Annotated in this window: 16 protein-coding genes and 3 pseudogenes; 16 read left to right on the forward strand and 3 right to left on the reverse strand. The window is 45.9% G+C overall.

Annotated features, from left to right (window positions below; translation table 11 throughout):
* Positions 1–2 precede the first annotated feature (2 nt).
* From nuoG to PYW33_RS03380, 12 genes are all read left to right on the forward strand, one after another.
* Entirely contained in the window at positions 3–2,681 is a 2,679-nt protein-coding gene (gene nuoG / locus PYW33_RS03325; RefSeq protein ID WP_004280773.1) for an NADH-quinone oxidoreductase subunit NuoG, read from the forward strand.
* A gap of 3 nt (positions 2,682–2,684) precedes the next feature.
* Positions 2,685–3,701 carry an NADH-quinone oxidoreductase subunit NuoH gene (nuoH, locus tag PYW33_RS03330; RefSeq protein WP_004280772.1) on the forward strand — a complete coding sequence of 339 codons (1,017 nt, stop codon included), beginning with the start codon at positions 2,685–2,687 and terminating at the stop codon, positions 3,699–3,701.
* Between the two features lie 18 nt (positions 3,702–3,719).
* Positions 3,720–4,262, forward strand: coding sequence for an NADH-quinone oxidoreductase subunit NuoI (gene nuoI / locus PYW33_RS03335; protein ID WP_004280771.1), 543 nt, complete (start codon positions 3,720–3,722; stop codon positions 4,260–4,262).
* The gene (gene nuoJ / locus PYW33_RS03340) at positions 4,262–4,780 is read left to right on the forward strand and encodes an NADH-quinone oxidoreductase subunit J (protein ID WP_171054322.1); all 519 of its coding nucleotides are present in this window, start codon (positions 4,262–4,264) and stop codon (positions 4,778–4,780) included. Before nuoI ends, nuoJ begins: the two co-directional genes overlap by 1 nt.
* Positions 4,780–5,088 carry an NADH-quinone oxidoreductase subunit NuoK gene (gene nuoK / locus PYW33_RS03345; RefSeq protein WP_004280769.1) on the forward strand — a complete coding sequence of 103 codons (309 nt, stop codon included), beginning with the start codon at positions 4,780–4,782 and terminating at the stop codon, positions 5,086–5,088. Before nuoJ ends, nuoK begins: the two co-directional genes overlap by 1 nt.
* The gene (gene nuoL, locus PYW33_RS03350; RefSeq protein ID WP_004280768.1) at positions 5,085–6,980 is read left to right on the forward strand and encodes an NADH-quinone oxidoreductase subunit L; all 1,896 of its coding nucleotides are present in this window, start codon (positions 5,085–5,087) and stop codon (positions 6,978–6,980) included. Before nuoK ends, nuoL begins: the two co-directional genes overlap by 4 nt.
* Position 6,981: 1 nt before the next feature.
* A complete protein-coding gene (gene nuoM, locus PYW33_RS03355) occupies positions 6,982–8,595 on the forward strand; it encodes an NADH-quinone oxidoreductase subunit M (RefSeq protein WP_004280767.1) in 1,614 nt (537 codons plus the stop codon).
* 3 nt (positions 8,596–8,598) lie between these two features.
* Positions 8,599–10,143 (forward strand): NADH-quinone oxidoreductase subunit NuoN, encoded by a 1,545-nt coding sequence (gene nuoN, locus PYW33_RS03360; RefSeq protein ID WP_004645875.1) that lies wholly within the window; start codon positions 8,599–8,601, stop codon positions 10,141–10,143.
* A gap of 123 nt (positions 10,144–10,266) precedes the next feature.
* Entirely contained in the window at positions 10,267–10,902 is a 636-nt protein-coding gene (gene upp / locus PYW33_RS03365) for a uracil phosphoribosyltransferase (protein WP_004280765.1), read from the forward strand.
* Positions 10,903–10,986: 84 nt separating this feature from the next.
* Positions 10,987–11,280, forward strand: a complete 294-nt coding sequence (locus PYW33_RS03370) for a cold shock domain-containing protein (protein WP_004280764.1) — start codon at positions 10,987–10,989, stop codon at positions 11,278–11,280.
* A gap of 192 nt (positions 11,281–11,472) precedes the next feature.
* The gene (locus tag PYW33_RS03375; RefSeq protein WP_004645874.1) at positions 11,473–11,832 is read left to right on the forward strand and encodes a hypothetical protein; all 360 of its coding nucleotides are present in this window, start codon (positions 11,473–11,475) and stop codon (positions 11,830–11,832) included.
* Positions 11,833–11,991: 159 nt separating this feature from the next.
* The gene (locus PYW33_RS03380; protein ID WP_004280762.1) at positions 11,992–12,714 is read left to right on the forward strand and encodes a cold shock domain-containing protein; all 723 of its coding nucleotides are present in this window, start codon (positions 11,992–11,994) and stop codon (positions 12,712–12,714) included.
* Positions 12,715–12,753: 39 nt separating this feature from the next.
* On the opposite strand, the gene gigC is transcribed toward PYW33_RS03380, so the two are convergent.
* Positions 12,754–13,632, reverse strand: a complete 879-nt coding sequence (gene gigC / locus PYW33_RS03385; protein ID WP_004280761.1) for a LysR family transcriptional regulator GigC — start codon at positions 13,630–13,632, stop codon at positions 12,754–12,756.
* Positions 13,633–13,717: 85 nt separating this feature from the next.
* On the opposite strand from gigC, the gene PYW33_RS03390 reads away from it, so the two are divergent.
* On the forward strand, positions 13,718–14,479 hold the full coding sequence (locus PYW33_RS03390; protein ID WP_004280760.1) for a ferredoxin--NADP reductase: 762 nt from the start codon (positions 13,718–13,720) through the stop codon (positions 14,477–14,479).
* 174 nt (positions 14,480–14,653) lie between these two features.
* On the opposite strand, the pseudogene PYW33_RS03395 reads toward PYW33_RS03390, so the two are convergent.
* Positions 14,654–15,016, reverse strand: a pseudogene (locus PYW33_RS03395) (transposase domain-containing protein); the annotation flags it as partial.
* A 109-nt stretch (positions 15,017–15,125) separates the two neighbouring features.
* Positions 15,126–15,548 carry a hypothetical protein gene (locus PYW33_RS03400; protein ID WP_004280758.1) on the reverse strand — a complete coding sequence of 141 codons (423 nt, stop codon included), beginning with the start codon at positions 15,546–15,548 and terminating at the stop codon, positions 15,126–15,128.
* Between the two features lie 149 nt (positions 15,549–15,697).
* Between PYW33_RS03400 and eat the strand changes: the two are divergent.
* The 3 genes and pseudogenes from eat to eutC all read left to right on the forward strand — a co-directional run bounded on the left by eat (position 15,698) and on the right by eutC (position 19,376).
* Positions 15,698–17,140 (forward strand): annotated as a pseudogene (eat, locus tag PYW33_RS03405) (ethanolamine permease).
* A 25-nt stretch (positions 17,141–17,165) separates the two neighbouring features.
* A pseudogene (locus PYW33_RS03410) lies at positions 17,166–18,551 on the forward strand (ethanolamine ammonia-lyase subunit EutB).
* Positions 18,552–18,560: 9 nt separating this feature from the next.
* Complete coding sequence (gene eutC, locus PYW33_RS03415; protein ID WP_004280754.1) at positions 18,561–19,376, forward strand: ethanolamine ammonia-lyase subunit EutC; 816 nt, start codon at positions 18,561–18,563, stop codon at positions 19,374–19,376.
* Positions 19,377–19,413: the final 37 nt, after the last annotated feature.

Below are 19,413 nucleotides of genomic sequence, written 5' to 3' on the forward strand. Positions count from 1 at the left end.
CTATGGCTACAATTCATGTCGATGGCAAATCGTATGAAGTCAACGGCTCGGAAAACTTGCTACAAGCATGTTTGAGTCTTGGCATTGATATCCCATACTTTTGTTGGCATCCATCCTTAGGTTCTGTCGGTTCTTGCCGTCAATGTGCCGTGACCCAGTACGCGAATCCAGAAGATACGCGTGGCCGTTTGGTCATGTCATGTATGACGCCAGCATCTGACAATACCTACATCTCGATTGAAGACAAAGAAGCCAAAGATTTCCGTGCTTCGATTGTTGAATTCTTGATGACCAACCATCCGCACGACTGTCCAGTCTGTGAAGAAGGGGGTCACTGTCATTTACAAGATATGACTGTAATGACGCAGCATGACCGTCGTCGCTACCGTTTCACGAAGCGTACCCATTACAACCAGGAGCTTGGCTCATTCATTTCTCACGAAATGAACCGTTGTATCGCGTGTTACCGTTGTGTGCGTTATTACAAAGACTACGCAGGTGGTACGGACTTCGGCGTGTATGCCAATGCATCACGTGTGTACTTCGGTCGTCCTGAATCAGGTACTTTAGAGTCTGAATTCTCGGGCAACCTGACTGAAGTATGTCCAACAGGTGTATTCACCGACAAAACTCATTCGGCTCGCTACAACCGTAAATGGGACATGCAGTATGCGCCAAGCGTATGCCAAGGCTGTTCTTCAGGTTGTAACATCTCTCCGGGTGAGCGTTATGGCGAACTTCGCCGCGTAGAAAACCGTTATAACGGTGAAGTCAACCAGTACTTCCTATGCGACAAAGGCCGTTTCGGTACAGGTTATGTGAACCGTGAGGACCGTCCGCGTCAACCACAATTCCGTCAAGGTGCAACTGTTGAAACTGTTTCAGTGGATGCAGCACTAGACACGGTCATTGCAAATATCCAGGGCAAAAAAGTATTGGGTATTGGTTCACCGCGTGCATCACTTGAATCAAACTTCGCACTTCGTGAGTTGGTGGGTCAAGAGAACTTCTCAACAGGTCTATCTCAAAAAGAAAAGAATCTGGTTGAGTTGGCAGCTTCTATCATGCAAACCGAGGGTGTTTACAACCCGAACATGCGTGAAATTGAAAGCTACGATGCTGTGTTAATTTTGGGTGAAGACCTCACACAAACTGCGCCACGTATGGCTTTATCTGTTCGCCAGGCTGCGAAAAATAAAGGCAAAGAGATGGCGGCAGAGCGCCGTACGCAAGAATGGTTAGCTGAGCCGGTACAACGTATTGCCCAAGATGCAAAATCTCCGATTTACATCCTGGCTGCGACACAAACCCGTTTGTCTGATGTTGCTGAAGGCGAAGTGGTTGCTTCTCCAAACGACATCGCGCGTTTAGGTTTTGCAGTTGCTGCAGCAGTTGCGGGTGAAACGATTCTTGGTTTAGATGACGATGCCAAAGCATTTGCACAAACCATTGCGGACACTTTAAAAGCTGCGAAGAAACCACTGATTATCTCGGGTACAAGCTTGCAAGATCCTGCCATCATGGAAGCTGCTGCACAAGTTGCACAGAATCTGGGTAATGCAGGTCTGACCTTGACGGTTCCTGAAGTGAACTCGATGGGTATGGCAATCTTGGGTGGTCAAAGCCTAGAGCAAGCATTTGCACAAGATTACGATACTGTGATTGTGGTTGAAAACGACCTTTACCGTCGTCTTCCTGCTGCACAGGTTGATGCTGCACTTGCAGGTAAAGATGTGATCGTACTGGATCATTCTGAAACTGAAACAGTGAAAAAAGCCGACATCGTACTTTCTGCCGCAAGCTTTGCGGAAGGTGATGGTACGGTTGTATCGCAAGAAGGCCGTGCACAACGTTTCTACCAAGTGTATGACCCAAGCTACTACAATCCTGAATTGGCGATCAAAGAATCTTGGCGCTGGTTACACGCTCTGGAAACAGGCGTAAAAGGCAAAGCGATTTCTTGGACTTTACTGGATGACGTAATCGAGTCAGTGGCGAAGAACGTTCCTGCGCTTGAAGGCATCCTGGATGTCGCACCTGATGCGGGCTTCCGTGTTCATGGCTTGAAAGTGGCACGTGAACCACGTCGTTACTCAGGTCGTACTTCAATGCGTTCGCCATTGTCTGTACATGAGCCGAAACAGCCTACAGATCAAGACTCTGCATTAACGTTCTCGATGGAAGGTTATGTCGGAGACCAGACCCCATCTCCACTGGTTCCATTTGCATGGTCTGCAGGCTGGAACTCGCCACAAGCCTGGAACAAGTTCCAGGAAACTGTGGGTGGTTCACTGAAAGGTGGTGATTCAGGCGTTCGTTTATTCGACCGTTTGGCAAAACGTCCGGCACGTACATTCGTTGCACCGGCACCTGTTCTGGTCAATGCTGAAAGCTTCCGTCTGGTACCAATGCACCATATCTTTGGTTCAGGTGAATTCACGGTAAAAACACCAGCGATGGAAACACGTATTCCTGAAGCGGTATTTGCAGTGGGTGAGCAGGATGCAGCGCGCCTGAATGTTCAAGATGGTCAGACAATCACGGTGAAAGCAGGTGAGACGTCAATCGTTCTTCCAGTTCAAGTGATTGAATATTTACCGACAGGTTATATTGGCTACCCAATCGGTCTGGTACCGACGGTATCTCTTGCAGAGCCTGTTTCAGTCGCGGTAGGAGTGTAATTCATGGAACAAGAATTAATCCGTCAAACGCCGCTGTGGGCTGAAAACTGGCCAATTGCCTATTCAGTCATTCAAGCGATTGTGATCTTGCTGGTTGTAGTACTGATCGCTGCGTTGATGTCTTTTATTGAACGTCGTTTACTCGGCTTGTGGCAAGACCGCTACGGTCCGAACCGTGTTGGTCCGGGCGGTATGTTCCAGATTGTTGCCGACATGCTGAAAATCATGTTCAAGGAAGACTGGACACCTAAGTTTGCTGACAAATTGACGTTCCGTATGGCGCCTGCAGTTGCGATGGCAACTGCAGTGCTGTCGTTCATGGTTATTCCTGTATCACCTTATTTAGGTGTAGCAGACATGAACATCGGCCTGTTGTTCTTTATGGCAATGGCCGGTATTGCAGTTTATGCAGTCCTGTTCGGTGGCTGGTCATCAAACAACAAATATGCCTTACTGGGCGGTTTACGTTCTGCGGCTCAGACCATTTCTTATGAAGTGTTCTTGGGTATCTCATTGATGGGTGTGGTGGCAATTGCCGGTTCATTCAACATGCGTGAAATCGTTGAAGCGCAAAAAGATGTATGGTTTGTGATTCCTCAGTTCCTTGGCTTCCTGATCTTTGTGGTTGCGGGTGTTGCGGTAACGCATCGTCACCCATTTGACCAACCAGAAGCAGAACAAGAATTGGCAGAAGGTTACCATGTCGAATACGGCGGTATGAAGTGGGGGATGTTCTTCGTTGCGGAATACGTCAACGTGGTACTGATCTCTGCATTGATCGTGACTTTATTCTTCGGTGGCTGGCTTGCGCCATTCAACCTTGATATTCCGTTCCTTCCAGCAGCATTCTGGTTCATTATCAAAACAGCATTCTTTGTAATGATGTTTGTACTGGCGCGTGGTTCATTAATGCGTCCACGTTATGACCAGGTGATGAACTTTGGTTGGAAAATTTGCTTGCCATTGGCGTTGGTTAACCTTTTGGTAACTGGTGCTGTGATTCTGATGAATCAGGCCTAAGACAGCAGGGAGAACAAAATGTTTAAATTTCTAGCTGGATTCGGGTCAATCGTTCGTTCGTTGTGGATGGTGTTCAGCCACGCAACACGTAAACGTGACACCATTTTATATCCGGAAGTGCCGGCCGAAGAAATCGTGCCACCACGCTTCCGTGGTCGTATCGTATTGACACGCGACCCTGATGGCGAAGAACGCTGTGTGGCATGTAACCTGTGTGCGGTTGCCTGTCCGGTAGGCTGTATTTCACTACAAAAAGCAGAACGTGAAGATGGTCGCTGGTATCCGGAATTTTTCCGTATCAACTTCTCACGCTGTATTTTCTGCGGTATGTGTGAAGAAGCGTGTCCAACCACTGCGATTCAGATGACCCCGGACTTCGAGCTTGGCGAATATGTTCGTCAGGACTTGGTCTATGAAAAAGAACACCTGCTGATTTCTGGTCCCGGTAAATATCCTGACTATAACTTCTACCGTGTAACCGGTATGGCAGTTGCAGGCAAGGACAAAGGTCAAGCACAGCGTGAAAGTGCACCTGTTGATGTACGGAGTCTATTACCATGATGTGGCCATTTTATTTAATGGCCCTCGTGGCCATTGTCTCTACGGTTCGCGTGGTGACTAACGCGAATCCGGTACATGCTTTATTAAGCCTGATCGTGTCATTGCTTGCAGTCGCAGGCATGTTCCTGATCGTCGGTGCGCCATTCGCTGGTGCGCTGGAAGTGATCGTTTATGCGGGCGCGATCATGGTGTTGTTCGTGTTCGTGGTGATGATGCTGAACCTGGGTGAGCAGACCGTTGAACAAGAACGCAAATGGTTGACCTCATCGGCTTGGGCTTATCCGGCGTTGATGAGCTTCCTGATCGGTTTGGTGCTGGTATGGGTATTAAACTCTGATTACACACAAGCTTCACTGGTAATGGGTACAGAAATGGTGGGCCCGAAAGCAGTGGGTCAAGCACTCTTTACGCAATACTTGTTGTTGGTTGAAGTTGCCGCGATGTTATTGCTTGCTGCCTTGGTAGCTGCATTCCATTTGGGTAAACGTGAACCAGATGCAGAAGAGGAAAAAGAATAATGGGCAACATCCCTTTAGAGCATGGTTTGATCGTTGCATCTATTCTCTTTGCACTGGGTTTTTACGGTGTAATGGTGCGACGCAACCTACTATTTATTTTAATGAGCCTTGAAATCATGATGAACGCTGCTGCTTTAGCGTTCGTCCTGGCGGGCAGTGCATGGGCACAGCCAGATGGTCAGATCATGTTTATCCTGATCCTGACGCTTGCTGCGGCAGAGGCTTGTATTGGTCTTGCGATCGTCCTTCAGTTCTATCATCGCTTCCATCACCTGGATGTGGATGCTGCTAGTGAGATGCGCGGATGAGTTATTTATATCTAACAATTTTATTTCCGCTCATTGGTTTTGTCCTGTTGGCGGCGGGGCGTAACAAGCTTCCGGAATCTGTTGCAGCGATCATTGGTGTGGGTGCAGTCGGTTTATCTGCACTGTTCGCACTGATTGCGGGTATGGACTTTGTTAACAATGGTTCAACTGCAGTAGTACAACACCTTTGGACCTGGTTCAGTGTTGGTGGTTTTGCTCCGGGCATCAGCTTGCAACTGGATGGTTTATCTTTACTGATGCTGGGCATGGTGACAGGTGTGGGTTTCTTGATTCACATCTTTGCATCATGGTACATGCGTGGTGAAGAAGACTTCGCACGTTTCTTCTCTTACTTCAACCTGTTCGTTGCTAGCATGTTGTTGCTGGTATTGGGCGATAACCTGGCGTTGTTATTCCTAGGTTGGGAAGGCGTAGGTCTGTGTTCATACCTGTTGATCGGTTATTACTACCAGAACCCTGCAAATGGTCTGGCGGCAATCAAGGCATTTACCGTGACCCGTATCGGTGATGTATTCTTGCTGATTGCCATGTTCCTGATCTTCCAGCAATTCGGTACCTTGAACATTCAGTACATCGTTGAAAATGCAGCGACTGTAATGACACAAAGTTCATCTCTGACCATCTGGACAGCATTGTTATTGTTCTTGGGTGCGGCGGGTAAATCTGCACAGATCCCGTTACAAACATGGTTAGCCGATGCGATGGCAGGTCCGACACCTGTTTCTGCATTGATCCATGCTGCAACGATGGTAACAGCGGGTGTTTACCTGTGCTGCCGTCTGTTCGCAGTCTTTGAACTTGCGCCAGAAGTGATGGTATTTATTTCGATCACAGGTGCGGTGACCTTACTGGTTGCTGGTTTTGCTGCACTGGTTCAAACCGATATCAAACGTATTCTGGCTTACTCAACCATGAGTCAGCTGGGTTATATGTTTATGGCGGTGGGTGCTGAAGCGTATCAGGCTGGTCTGTTCCATATGCTAACTCACGCATTCTTCAAGGCACTCTTGTTCTTGTCGTCAGGTGCGGTGATTCTGGCTTACCATCACGAACAAAACATCTTCAAGATGGGTGGTCTGTTCTACAAGAACAAATTCCTGTTTGCATGTTTCGCGATTGGTGGCGGTGCATTGGCAGCGATTCCATTCCTGACCATTGGTTTCTTCTCAAAAGATGCGATTCTTGCTGCAGTCTGGACGCAAAGTCATATTGCTGGTTTACCGGTATATAACACGCTGTACTGGGTGGGTGTTGCAGGTGCATTCTTAACGTCTATTTATACATTCCGCTTAATCTGGGTTGTATTCTTCGGCAAAGAAAACACGCCTTATCATGAAATCAAAGGTGCAACTTACTGGGCGCCACTGGCGATTCTTGCTGTACTTTCAACAGGTCTGGCGATCGTTCTGAAAGCACCAGTGATGAGTATTCTGGATGCTGCACAAATTCCAGCCTTCATTATTCCTGAAGCGCTTGAAGCGGGTGCACATGGTGCTGAATACATCGCAATCGCTGTTGCGTTAACAGGTCTTGCAGTGGGTGTTGTGTTGTTCGCTTTTGCTTACAATGCAGTCAAACGTTTTGCAGCCACTTCTGTGGGTGCTGGCTTGGTCAATATCTGCCGTAATGCATTAGGTTTCGATACGCTGTATGACATCATTTTCGTGAAGCCATATTTAATGTTCGCGAAGATCTTTGGTCGTGATCCAATTGATGGCCTATGGCTGGTACTTCCTGCACTTGTTAAAGGTGGTCACAGCTTTACAAGTTCACGTCAAACCGGTTCACTGCGTGAATATGCATCTAGTATGGGGCTCGGTGTCGTTGTCCTACTGATGATCTTGATCGTGATTCAGGTCGTGGGGAAATAAAATGGAAGCTCCAAACAATATTATTTTGCCGGCTCTGATCCTCATTCCGTTCATTGCAGGTTTCATATGCTGGTTGGTCGATAAACTCGACCAACACTTGCCGCGTTATATCGCGCTGATCGGTATGCTGGTGACCTTGGTCTTGACCATCGTCCTTTGGCAGACTGGTACTTATAACTATGAATTAGGCGGTGCTACACCTTCGTGGGCTGCCGAATTCAAATTGCCTTGGATTCAAACCCTCGGCATTAACATTCACCTTGCAGTGGATGGTTTATCACTTCTTATGGTTGGCTTGACTGCACTCCTGGGTGTGCTGGCAGTAGGCTGTTCATGGGGCGAGATTCAAAAGAACGTTGGTTTCTTCCACTTGAACCTTTTATGGTCGTTGGGTGGTGTCATCGGTGTCTTCCTTGCGATTGACCTGTTCCTGTTCTTCTTCTTCTGGGAGATGATGCTGGTACCGATCTACTTCCTGATTGCCCTTTGGGGTCATAAAGGGGCAGAAGGCAAGTCACGTGTTTATGCAGCTAACAAGTTCTTCATTTACACGCAGGTTGCCGGTTTGGTGATGCTGATTGGTATCCTTGGTCTGGTGACTGTGGGCTATACCATGACTGGCGAAATCCGTTTCGACTACAACTATCTATTAGGTGTGGCGAATACGCTTGATGCTCAGGCGCCAGCGGTGGCTTATGCATTCATGATCTGTTTATTCATCGGTTTTGCGGTAAAACTTCCAGTTTTCCCATTACACGGCTGGTTACCAGATGCACATGCACAAGCACCAACAGCGGGCTCTGTCGATCTTGCAGGTATCTTGATTAAGACTGCAGCGTACGGTTTATTACGTTTCGTGATTCCGTTCTTCCCGGCAGCGTCTGCACAGTTTGCAGACTTCGCAATCATTCTTGGTTTAATCGGTATTTTCTACGGTGCTTGGTGTGCTTTCCAACAAACCGACATGAAACGCCTGTTGGCTTATACCTCTATTTCACACATGGGCTTCGTTTTACTTGCGATCTACGCAGGTAACATCCTGACCTTCCAAGGTCTGATGATCATGATGTTGGCACATGGTATTTCATCTGCTGCGCTGTTCATTATGTGTGGTCAGGTATATGAGCGTGTGCATACGCGTGATATGCGTTTGATGGGCGGTATGCGTGGTCAGTTCCCGTATCTTGCATTCTTCCTGATGTTCTTCGTTGCGGCGTTGGTGGGTATTCCAGGTCTAGGTAACTTCATTGGTGAGTTCCTGATCCTGATGGGTGCTTATGCGAAATTCCCGGCGTTTACCATTCTTGCGGCAATCAGCTTGGTATTTGCGGGTCTATACGGTTTGATCCTGATTCACAAAGCCTTGTTTGGTGTACCAAATGAAGCGCAACAGCAGCACTATACAAATCCGTTAAAAGATCTAAATGCACGTGAAATCGCATTATTGTTGATCTGTGCGTTTGGTCTACTTTGGCTTGGTCTATATCCACAAAGCTTCCTTGACGTTTCTAACTCAAGTATGGCGTGGTTAGCGAATAGCTACATTCCAGTTCAAGAAGTGGTTGAAGTTGCTGATCAAGTAACGACTCAACTTGAAAATGTGGAGATCCAATAAGCCATGAACTTCACAATGTCTTTTTCTGAGCTTATGCCTCTAGCACCTGTGATGATCGTGTCGTTAACTGCGATCGTCGTGATGTTGCTGACCGCAATCAAGCGTAACCATAACCTGGTGGCTACCACCACGGTGATTGGCTTAAACCTTGCTGCGTTCTATATCATTTTCGTTTTGTTGGCGGGCGTGTTTGCACCTGCCAACGTGATGAATCTGTTCATCGTAGATCCATTTACGATGCTGTACCAGTTTGTGATTTTGATTGCTGCACTTGCATGTGCAACGCTATCTCACGCGTATATCGAAACCTATAAAGATAACCGTGAAGAGCTGTATATCCTGATGCTGACATCCGTTGCGGGTGCCATGCTAATGGTGGCTAGCTCACACTATGCATCATTCTTTATCAGCCTTGAGTTGATGTCGATTCCTGTATATGGCTTGTTGGCATATACACATCAACGTTCTCAATCGCTTGAAGCGGGTGTGAAATATCTGGTGCTTTCAGCAACTGCGTCTGCAATGCTGCTCATGGGTATGGCATATATTTATGCATATACAGGTACTTTAAGTTTCGTTGCGGAACCGGGTAAACTGTTTACTGTATTCAGTCAACCGGCTGTCGTGATTGGTCTGGCATTAATTGTATTTGCAGTAGCATTTAAATTATCGCTGGCACCATTCCACAAATGGACACCAGACGTATACGCGGGTGCCCCAGCGCCAATCGCAACTTTCCTTGCGACTGTTGCGAAAGTAGCCATGATCGGTCTGTTTGTTCGTTATGCATTGTCTTCAGGTTTAATCCTGGCGGACAGCTTCGTAACGATCATTTCGATTATTGCGGTTCTGTCTATCCTTGCTGGTAACTTGCTGGCGGTTCGCCAGGTGAACTTGAAACGTATCTTGGCATACTCTTCAATTGCACACTTTGGTTATTTGCTGGTTGCCATCGTAAGTTCACGTAATACGGATTTCTTACAAGTTCAAGGTTTTGCAACTTTTGAAAGTGTAAACGTTTATGTGATTACCTATGTATTAACGACGATCGGTGCGTTCGGTGTTGTTACGCTAATGTCTAGTCCGTATAACAATACGGATGAAGCGGGTAGTCTGGCTGAATACCGTGGTTTGTTCTGGCGCCGTCCAGTATTAACTGCTGTATTGACAGTGATGATGCTGTCTCTTGCAGGTATTCCTTTAACTGCCGGCTTTATCGGTAAGTTCCTGGTAATTAAAACTGCGGTTGCAGGCGAAGCCTGGTTCCTGACTGCGATGGTTATCTTGGGTTCTGGTATCGGTTTGTACTACTACCTACGTGTGATGGTTGTGCTTTACATGACACCACCTGAAACACCACGTCTAGATGCGGTGAATCATTGGGGTCAAAAAGTCGGTGGTATCATGGTACTTCTTGCTGCGCTTGCGGTACTTGTGATCGGTGTCTACCCAGATCCGGTGATTGCAGTGTCTAAATATGCATTCTTTGCCATGTCACCTGAATTGCAACAGTTCATTTTCACTTTGGTTCAAAGTGGTTTTAACTAATATCTGCAAAGATTGACGTTATTACAAAAAAGCCTCCATGATTGGGGGCTTTTTTATTTATACAAATCAATAAAAGCCTTTATAATAGCGGAAATTTATCTTTAACCTTTTAGGTGTTCTCCCGTGGCAATCCATGAAATCCGTCATCCACTCATTCGACATAAGCTTGGTTTACTCCGTCGTGCAGATATCAGTACCAAGAATTTCCGTGAGTTAGCTCAAGAAGTGACCATGCTTCTAACTTATGAAGCAACTAAAGACCTGCCAATGGTTGAACATGATATTGATGGCTGGAATGGTGCTGTTACAGTTGACCGTATTGCGGGTAAAAAAATCACGGTTGTGCCAATTCTACGTGCCGGTATTGGCATGCTCGACGGTTTCCTGAACCTGATTCCAAGTGCAAAAGTATCGGTACTCGGTTTAGAGCGTGATGAAGAAACTCTGGAAGCACGTACCTATTATAAAAAACTGGTTCCAGACGTACAAAACCGTATCGCGATGATCATTGATCCAATGTTGGCCACAGGTTCTTCTTTAGTGGCTGCAATTGATGTACTGAAAGCCAGCGGCTGTAAAGACATTCGTGTGATGGTTCTGGTTGCTGCTCCAGAAGGCATTAAGCGTGTAGAAGCTACGCATCCGGATGTTGTGATTTTTACTGCTTCTATCGATAATGGCTTAAATGAAAATGGTTATATCGTTCCAGGTCTTGGCGATGCTGGCGATAAAATCTTTGGTTCAGTTCAAAAAGACTAATTTTTGAATATGATGAAAAAAGGGGCTACTACAGCCTCTTTTTTATATAATGTAGACAGGGCATTTTCAGGATAGGACAATAGCATGAAAGATGAATTGTATCAGGGCAAAATCAAACAGTATGACCCTGCCAAAGGTTTCGGTTTTATTGGCTGTGCTGAGGGAGATGTATTCTTCCATATTTCAGACTTCCCTGTGGCAGAAGGCGAGCCAAAACGCAATGAACGTGTGAAATTTAATGTTGTTGAAAATGGCGATAAGTACAAAGCGATTAAGATTGAACGTGTCGAAGACAACTCAAAGAAAGCTAAAAAAACCAAAGTGGCAACACACAATAAATCAATTACATCGGCATTGTTAAACAACTTCCGTGGTTAATAGATAATCTTCATACTTAATCGTGTTTGGTTACATTCTAAAAGAGGCTTTCAAGCCTCTTTTTTTATAGCATCACCGCTTATATATTCAAAGAGACAGACAACACATAAAAAATCCACCAAACAGCAACACTGCTGAACATTTCCTTTGGCTTAGAATACAAATTAAATGAATTCTATAGAGAGAAATGTCATGTTTACGGATGGAAAAATTAAAACTTACGATTCCGAACGTGGTATGGGTACTTTGGAGTTGGTAGGGGAAGCTCAAGAGTTAAGTTTCAAGTTACAGGATTTACCTTCGCCTGAAATTGAGCCACAAATTGGAGAGCGGCTTAAATTTAGAATCATTCCCCAACAAGGCAGCATGGCATTAGACAACATAGTACGTCTGGATATTAAAGTGCAGGATGAATTTGTGCCAGAAGTCGTCGCCTTGCAATCCTTGGCACCTACAGTGCCTGTTCCGGTACGTAATTCACTTTTCTTTAGTCCGACCCTTTGGCTAGCATTGGTATCAGCTGTTGGCTTTATGATTTTTGGCGAAGTATAAATAAAAAGGAAATTTTAATTTTTTAATTTTAACTTGGGATCTATTCTTCTGTCATAAAAAAACTTCTAGTTTTTTGTTTCTGCTTTAGAGAATTTGACAAAAGCTTTTCAGTCTCTTTTTGATTACAATCATAAAAAATATTAGAGATAAGAGCGAATTATGTTTCAAGAGGGGAAAATCAAAACCTATAACGAAGATCGTGGTTTTGGTTTTATTCAGATCGAAGGGCAATCTAAAGATTTATTTTTTCATGTCAAAGACTTTCCCAATAAAAATGTTCCGCCAAGAATTGGGGAAAAATTAAAGTTTTTAATTGTGGAAGATAATGGAAAGTTTAAGGCGGACCATATTGTTCGCTTGGATATTAAGCAAGAAGTGCCTGTTGCACAAAATAATGATCTACATGAAGATATTGAAACCAAAGCCTCTCCACGTTATGAAAAGAAAAAATTATCAACTACATCAAAAATAATCACAATATCAGGACTGGTGATTATTGTGATTCTTGCTGTTCTTATTTATAACAAATACCAAAGCTACCAAGTTCAAAAACAGCAAAAGCTTGAAGGACTGATAGTAGAGCAGCAAAGAATTGTCGCTGAGCAGCGAGCAGCGCAAGGTGATCTAGCTATGCAAGGATTATCTGAGCAAGGTAGGAAGAACCTCGAAAATCGCGGCACTGAGTTAAGAAGCCAAAATAACCCCATTAATTCGAAAACTTCAGAAACGGTTTCGCCATCTATGTCTCAATTTAAATGCGATGGTCGAGAACACTGTAGTCAGATGGGTTCTTATGAGGAAGCATTATTTTTTATTCGTAACTGTCCCAATACTAAAATGGATGGTGACGGAGATGGGATACCCTGTGAAAGTCAGTTTTGATGAATCATAAAAAAAGCACCTTACGGTGCTTTTAATATTTTAGCTTTCACAAAAATTCATAAAGGCTCTCAGACCTGGACCCTGATATTTCTGGCGATGTACCAGCATGAACAGAGGACGAGTCAGCGACCAGAATGGTGTATCCAGAATTACCAATTGACCTTTTTCACGTAAAGGCTCAATCGCAAGTTTGGAAATACAGGACATGCCGATTCCGCCCGCTACAATTTTCAAAATTGCTTCATTATGACCGAGTGTCAGACGGATATTGGCATCTGGCACATCTTTCAAGATGGCATTGTCAAACACCTCACGGGTACCTGAACCTTCTTCACGCAGAATCCATTCAACAGATTTGAAATCTTCAGCGGTTAGTTCACGGTTCAATTGCGCAAGGGGATGGTCTGGCGCACAGCACACGGCCAGCTCATCATCACGCCAATGGATACATTGGAGCTGTGGCAAATGACATGAACCTTCAATTAAGGCAAGATCCAGCTGGAACTGATTCACCGCTTCAATCATTTGACGGGTATTACCGACTTGAAGCTGTAAATGTGCTTGCGGCTTGATTTTCAAGAAATCGGCCATTAGGTCAGGAATCAGGTAATCTGAAATCGTCAGGGTTGCACCTAAACGTAAATCGATACTTTGAAGCTCACCTTTAGCGACTTGTTCAAAAGATTCACAACGACCTAAAATTTCCAGGGCTTGAGGGAGAAGAAAGCGCCCCAGGTCATTCAGCTGTAAACGTTTGCCTAGACGGTCAAATAGTGGAGCACCCAGACCATCTTCCAGATCTGCTAAAGCCATACTAGCCGCACTTTGTGTAAGCTTGACGGCATCGCTAGCCTTCGTTACGGTACCCTCTTGTGCCACTGCTACAAAAACAGCCAATTGGCGTAAAGTCATGCGCATGAGTAGAGCCTTAACATTTAAAAAATATTAATAAATTATGTTGCCATGCTACCATGAGCACAGTCTTTCATGCCACGTTGAAATCATGTCAATTGAAAAATTTACCCGAGAAAAAGTTTTATCTGTACACCGTTGGACCAATACATTATTTAGTTTTACGATGACACGCCCGGCACATTTTAAGTTTACCGCAGGGCAGTTTGCGCGTATTGGTTTGCAAGTGGGGGATGAACTGGTGGTTCGTGCCTATTCGGTAGTGTCCTCTCCTTTTGATGAAACTCTGGAGTTTTTCTCGATTGTCGTTCCAGAAGGTAAATTTACCTCCAATTTACAGCACCTCAAAGTCGGGGATGAGCTGCATCTGGAAAAAATTCCTTATGGTTATCTGACTCTGGCACGTTATCAATTGCCTTTGCCTAAAGATCTATGGTTACTGGGTACCGGTACGGGGCTGGCACCGTTTATTTGCATGTTGCAAGACTTTGAAACCTGGAGCAAATACGAAAAAATTAATCTGGTTTATAGTGTACGCACCCGGGCAGAACTCGCTTATGTAGACCGGATTCAGGAAATCGCTGAAACCTTTGGCGAAGGACATACTGGTTTTAAATTTATCCCGATTATTACCCGTGAACCCGATGCACCTTTACACGACCGTTTACCGATTTTGATTGCCAATGGTGAGCTGGAAAAGGCAGCAGGTATCGCGTTTAATCCGGAAACGACGCATGTCATGCTTTGTGGTAACCCGGATATGGTCGATGATACCAAAGAAGCCTTAAAAGCTCGTGGCCTGACCATGAACCGTCGTGGTGAAGGAAATATTGCGGTCGAGAATTACTGGTAAGGTTGAAGGATTTATGAGCAAAACCCCCTGCTTGAAGGCAATGCGGTTCCTTTAACAGGAGCGGCATTGTGATCTAAGGGATAACGGTTTTTTAACATTTTGACTCTCCGAAGCCTTGTAGGCCTCTCTAAAACAAACTACCTATCCCTGTCTAAGTTCCGACAGCCCAGCCGGATAATGCTCTTGTCCCCAGTGCTGATCGGTCTGGTGAAATAGCCACTCCACAGAATCTGCACCAAGATGTTTACGTGTATTGGTTAGACTAATGCGCGTCAGCAAGTCATAAGAGGCTAACCACTGAGTGCAAATATTGAGTCTTCTTGCTGCTTCATGGATGAGGACATCACGGAAAATCGCCATTCCAAGAACCAGCCAAAGTACCTGATCCGCAGGCAAGCACCGCCTGCGAATAGTCGCGGGACTGCTCAACCTGAGTGTGGACTTGACCCACTCAACGGGGATATTGTGAATAAAAGTACTCAGATTCGAGAGCTTAAACAGATTGTTAAGATCTAAAATATCCTGCTGAAATACCATAAAAAAATCCGATGCCAAACCTGACATCGGATTCTCTAATGAATTCCAAAATGATTCAAATGCTTAAGTAAACAGCATTGCCCATTGCGGAGGTTTTTTCGATTCAAGCTTAATGCACAAACATATCCATTGATTCACGGATTTCCTGAATGGCGGTTTCGACATCGGGACTGAGCCAGGTCGGTTCAAAAAATCCGGCATAGTGCTCAATACGGTCTGCAGGCACCACCAGGCGCACTGGACAGTCTTCTTCCAGTAAACGCCATGGAATAATCGGCACTTCATTATCCAGCCATGCTGTCACATCTCGAATATCGATAATCATCGCATTCACACAGTCCGGAAAAGGCATCACGGAAAATTCTTCGGTACGACGACGGAAATATTCCAGATCCTGCCAGCGAAGCAGGAAGCTTGGCTTGCTAAATTCAATAATTCCAATCAGATGCTGATCACGGCTGTAGTGCAGCGTACATTGATGTGTGACGTCAGTATCAAGATCAAGCGATACACTTTGTTGACGATACGCCATATAACTCGGGTGTATAAATGAGAAGGTGGATAATTATAACGCATTTCATCGCTGAAAGGCAGCGTCTCAACTGTCTTCACTAAAGCCTGCGGAACCGGTATGGCTTATGCATATCTTCAGGGAACAACGATAAAAACAACGAGGTTGCTATGTCAGAGTCAAAAAGTGTGATTGATACCAGTGTGACTGAAACAGCAGTACAAGAAGATTATTTTGCCTTGCGCCAGCTCAAGAAAGGCGCCGTAGGTTGGCTGCTTCTCGTCGGTCTGGGGGTCGCGTATGTGATTTCCGGTGACTTCGCTGGCTGGAATTTTGGTTTGGCACAGGGGGGGTGGGGAGGCATGTTTATTGCGACCATTGTGGTGGCATTCATGTATCTGTGTATGTGTCTGGCCATGTCCGAAATGTCGACCATGCTGCCGACTGCAGGTGGGGGTTACAGTTTTGCTCGTACTGCTTTTGGTCCCTTTGGCGGCTATCTGACCGGGAGTGCCATCCTGATTGAATATGCCATTGCTCCGGCAGCAATTGCCTGTTTCATTGGTGCCTATTGCGAAGCCTTGTTTGGTATTGGCGGCTGGATCATTTATCTGGTGAGCTATCTGGTTTTTATGGGCTTGCATCTGAAAGGTGCAGGTGAAGCACTCAAGATCATGTTTGTGATTACCGCAATTGCTGCGGTTGCCTTGATGGTGTTTATCTTTGGCATGTTGCCTCATTTTAATAGTGCAAACCTGTTTGATATTGCGGTCAGTACGGAAGCGGCGGGTGCAAGCAGTTTCCTGCCATTGGGCTATCTGGGCATCTAGGCAGCAGTGCCTTATGCGATCTGGTTTTTTCTGGCAGTTGAAGGTGTCCCGCTGGCAGCAGAGGAGGCCAAAGAGCCAGCTAAATCCTTGCCGCGTGGCCTGATTGGTTCCATGCTGATTCTGGCATTCTTTGCGCTAAGTATTTTGTTACTCGGTCCTGGCGCAGCAGGTGCAGATACGCTGAAAAATTCCGGTGCACCGCTGGTGGATGCCTTGGTGGCGGTCTATGGTGCCAATACCTGGATGGCAAGTTTCGTGAATTTTGTCGGTCTCGCTGGTCTGATTGCCAGTTTCTTCTCGATTATCTATGCCTATTCCCGTCAAATTTTTGCGCTCTCACGTGCCGGTTATTTACCGAAAAAATTGTCCTTAACCAACAGCAATCATGCACCTTATTTGGCCATCATTATTCCGGGGATTATTGGCTTCCTGCTGTCCCTTTCAGGTGAAGGTGATCTGCTGATTCTGATGGCGGTCTTTGGTGCCACCATTTCCTATGTTTTGATGATGATGTCTTATATCAAACTGAAATTGTCCCGGCCGAATCTGGTACGTCCTTATCAGGCACCGGGCGGTATTGTGACTGCGTCCATTGCGCTGGTACTTGCTGCGATTGCCGTGGTGGCAGGCTTTCTGGTCGATCCAAAAGTCTGGTTAATGGCAGCTGCCATTTACGTTGCACTGATTCTCTATTTTCTGCTGTATAGCCGCCATCATCTGGTGGCCGGGACACCGGAAGAAGAATTTGCCCGTATCGAGGCAGCAGAAAAGGAATTGAAATAAATTATCTAGCAGGGAGAACTTGCTTATGTTGTATCAGATTAATGTGGCCAGTCAGCATTATGTCTTTGAGGATTTAAAAACCCTGTTGGCTAAGGCTACGCCTGAACGTTCTGGCGATCAGCTGGCAGGGATTGTGGCCACTGATGCAACCGAGCGTGTTGCTGCACAAATGTGTCTGGCAGAAGTACCATTACAGCAGTTTTTGCAAGAAGCTGTGGTTCCTTATGAAGAGGATGAAATCACCCGCCTGATTATGGATGAACATGATGCTGATGTCTTTTATCCGATCTCGCATTTTACTGTGGGGGATTTTCGTAACTGGCTGCTGAGTGCAGATGCCACCACAGAAAAACTTGCTGCTTTAAAAATGGGCTTGATTCCGGAAATGGTCGCAGCAGTGAGCAAAATTATGCGCAATCAGGATCTGATTCTGGTGGCAAAAAAATGCCGAGTAGTGACTCGGTTCAGAAATACCATCGGGCTGGCAGGGCATCTTTCTACCCGCTTGCAGCCGAACCACCCGACTGATGATCTGATAGGCATTTCAGCTTCGATTCTGGATGGACTAATGTATGGCAATGGTGATGCCGTGATCGGGATTAATCCGGCCACAGATAATCTGCAGAATTTGACTGAGCTGCTCAAACTGCTCGATCATGTCATTCAGGAATATGAGATTCCGACTCAATCTTGTGTTTTGACCCATATTACTTCTGGCATTCAGCTGGCAAATAAAAATGTTCCGATTGATCTGATGTTCCAGCCCATTGCGGGAACCTAAACAGCCAATACTGGTTTCGGTATCAATCTGGCGCTGCTGCAGGAAGGCTATGAAGCTGCCTTAAGCCTGCAACGCGGCACAGTGGGCCAAAATGTCATGTATTTTGAAACCGGACAGGGCAGTGCCTTATCCAGCAATGGCCATCATGGCGTGGATCAACAGACCCTGGAAGCGCGTGCCTACGCCGTGGCGCGTAAGTTTAATCCCTTGCTGGTCAATACTGTAGTCGGCTTTATCGGGCCAGAATATCTGTATAACGGCAAGCAGATTATCCGGGCCGGGCTGGAAGATCATTTCTGTGGCAAGCTGCTCGGTGTGCCAATGGGCTGTGATATTTGCTACACCAATCATGCCGATGCCGATCAAGATGATATGGATGCACTGCTGACCTTGCTTGCCAATGCCGGATTGAATTTTATCATGGGTATTCCCGGTTCAGATGACGTGATGTTGAACTATCAGACGACCTCCTTTCATGATGCGCTCTACATCCGGCAATTACTGGGATTAAAACCGGCACCCGAATTTGACTACTGGCTGGAGCATCAGGGAATTTTGGCGCAACAGTCTAATCAGCTGCACTGGCCAACAGAGTTGCCGAAGCAATTTTCACGTCTAATCCTGTCTTGAGGAAGTACTATGAAACTGATTGCCGATGTGAAATTTGAGTCCCAATTACAGGATAATCCCTGGCAAAAATTAAAAGCCTTTACTGATGCACGGATTGCCTTAGGTCGAACTGGGGGCAGCTTGCCGACTCGACCAAGTCTGGAATTTCAGTTGGCACATGCGCAAGCTAAAGATGCGGTACTGAAGCCACTTGATGTTGAATTCTTAAAATCTGGCTTAGCTAAAACGGGACTGCCTATTCTGGAAATTGAAAGCCAGGCGGTAGAGAAAGATCTTTATCTTAAACGTCCCGATCTTGGGCGTGTGCTTTCAGAACAGTCCAAAACGATATTGCAGCAATACCGGGCCGAACATCAGCAACATTGGGATGTAGCCATTGTGCTGGGAGATGGACTATCAGCACGTGCCATTGAGGAAAATAGCCTGCATTTTATTTCGGCCTTGCTAGAGGCATGCAAAGAACAAGGCTGGCAGATTGCCCCCTTAGTGATTGCCCGTGGCAGTCGTGTGGCACTGGGTGATGAATTGGCAGAAATTTTACAGGCGAAAATGCTGGTCATGCTAATTGGCGAACGGCCGGGTTTGAGCTCACCCGATAGTATGGGAATTTATTACACTTATAATGCTTTTAAAGGGTGTCATGATGCCTTGCGCAACTGTATTTCCAATGTCCGTTCTGCGGGCTTGGCCTATCCACTGGCTATCCAGCGACTGGTCGCATTGATGCGTAAATCCTGTGAGTTACAGCTTTCAGGGGTGCAGTTGAAAGATGAACACGAAACCCCAGTCGATATGCAACATAGCCCAGCCAAACGGCTATTTTAAAGTAGCATCTAGCAGAGAATTCTGATGGATTAGTGAC

The organism is Acinetobacter lwoffii (genome assembly GCF_029024105.1).
Taxonomy (GTDB): domain Bacteria; phylum Pseudomonadota; class Gammaproteobacteria; order Pseudomonadales; family Moraxellaceae; genus Acinetobacter; species Acinetobacter lwoffii.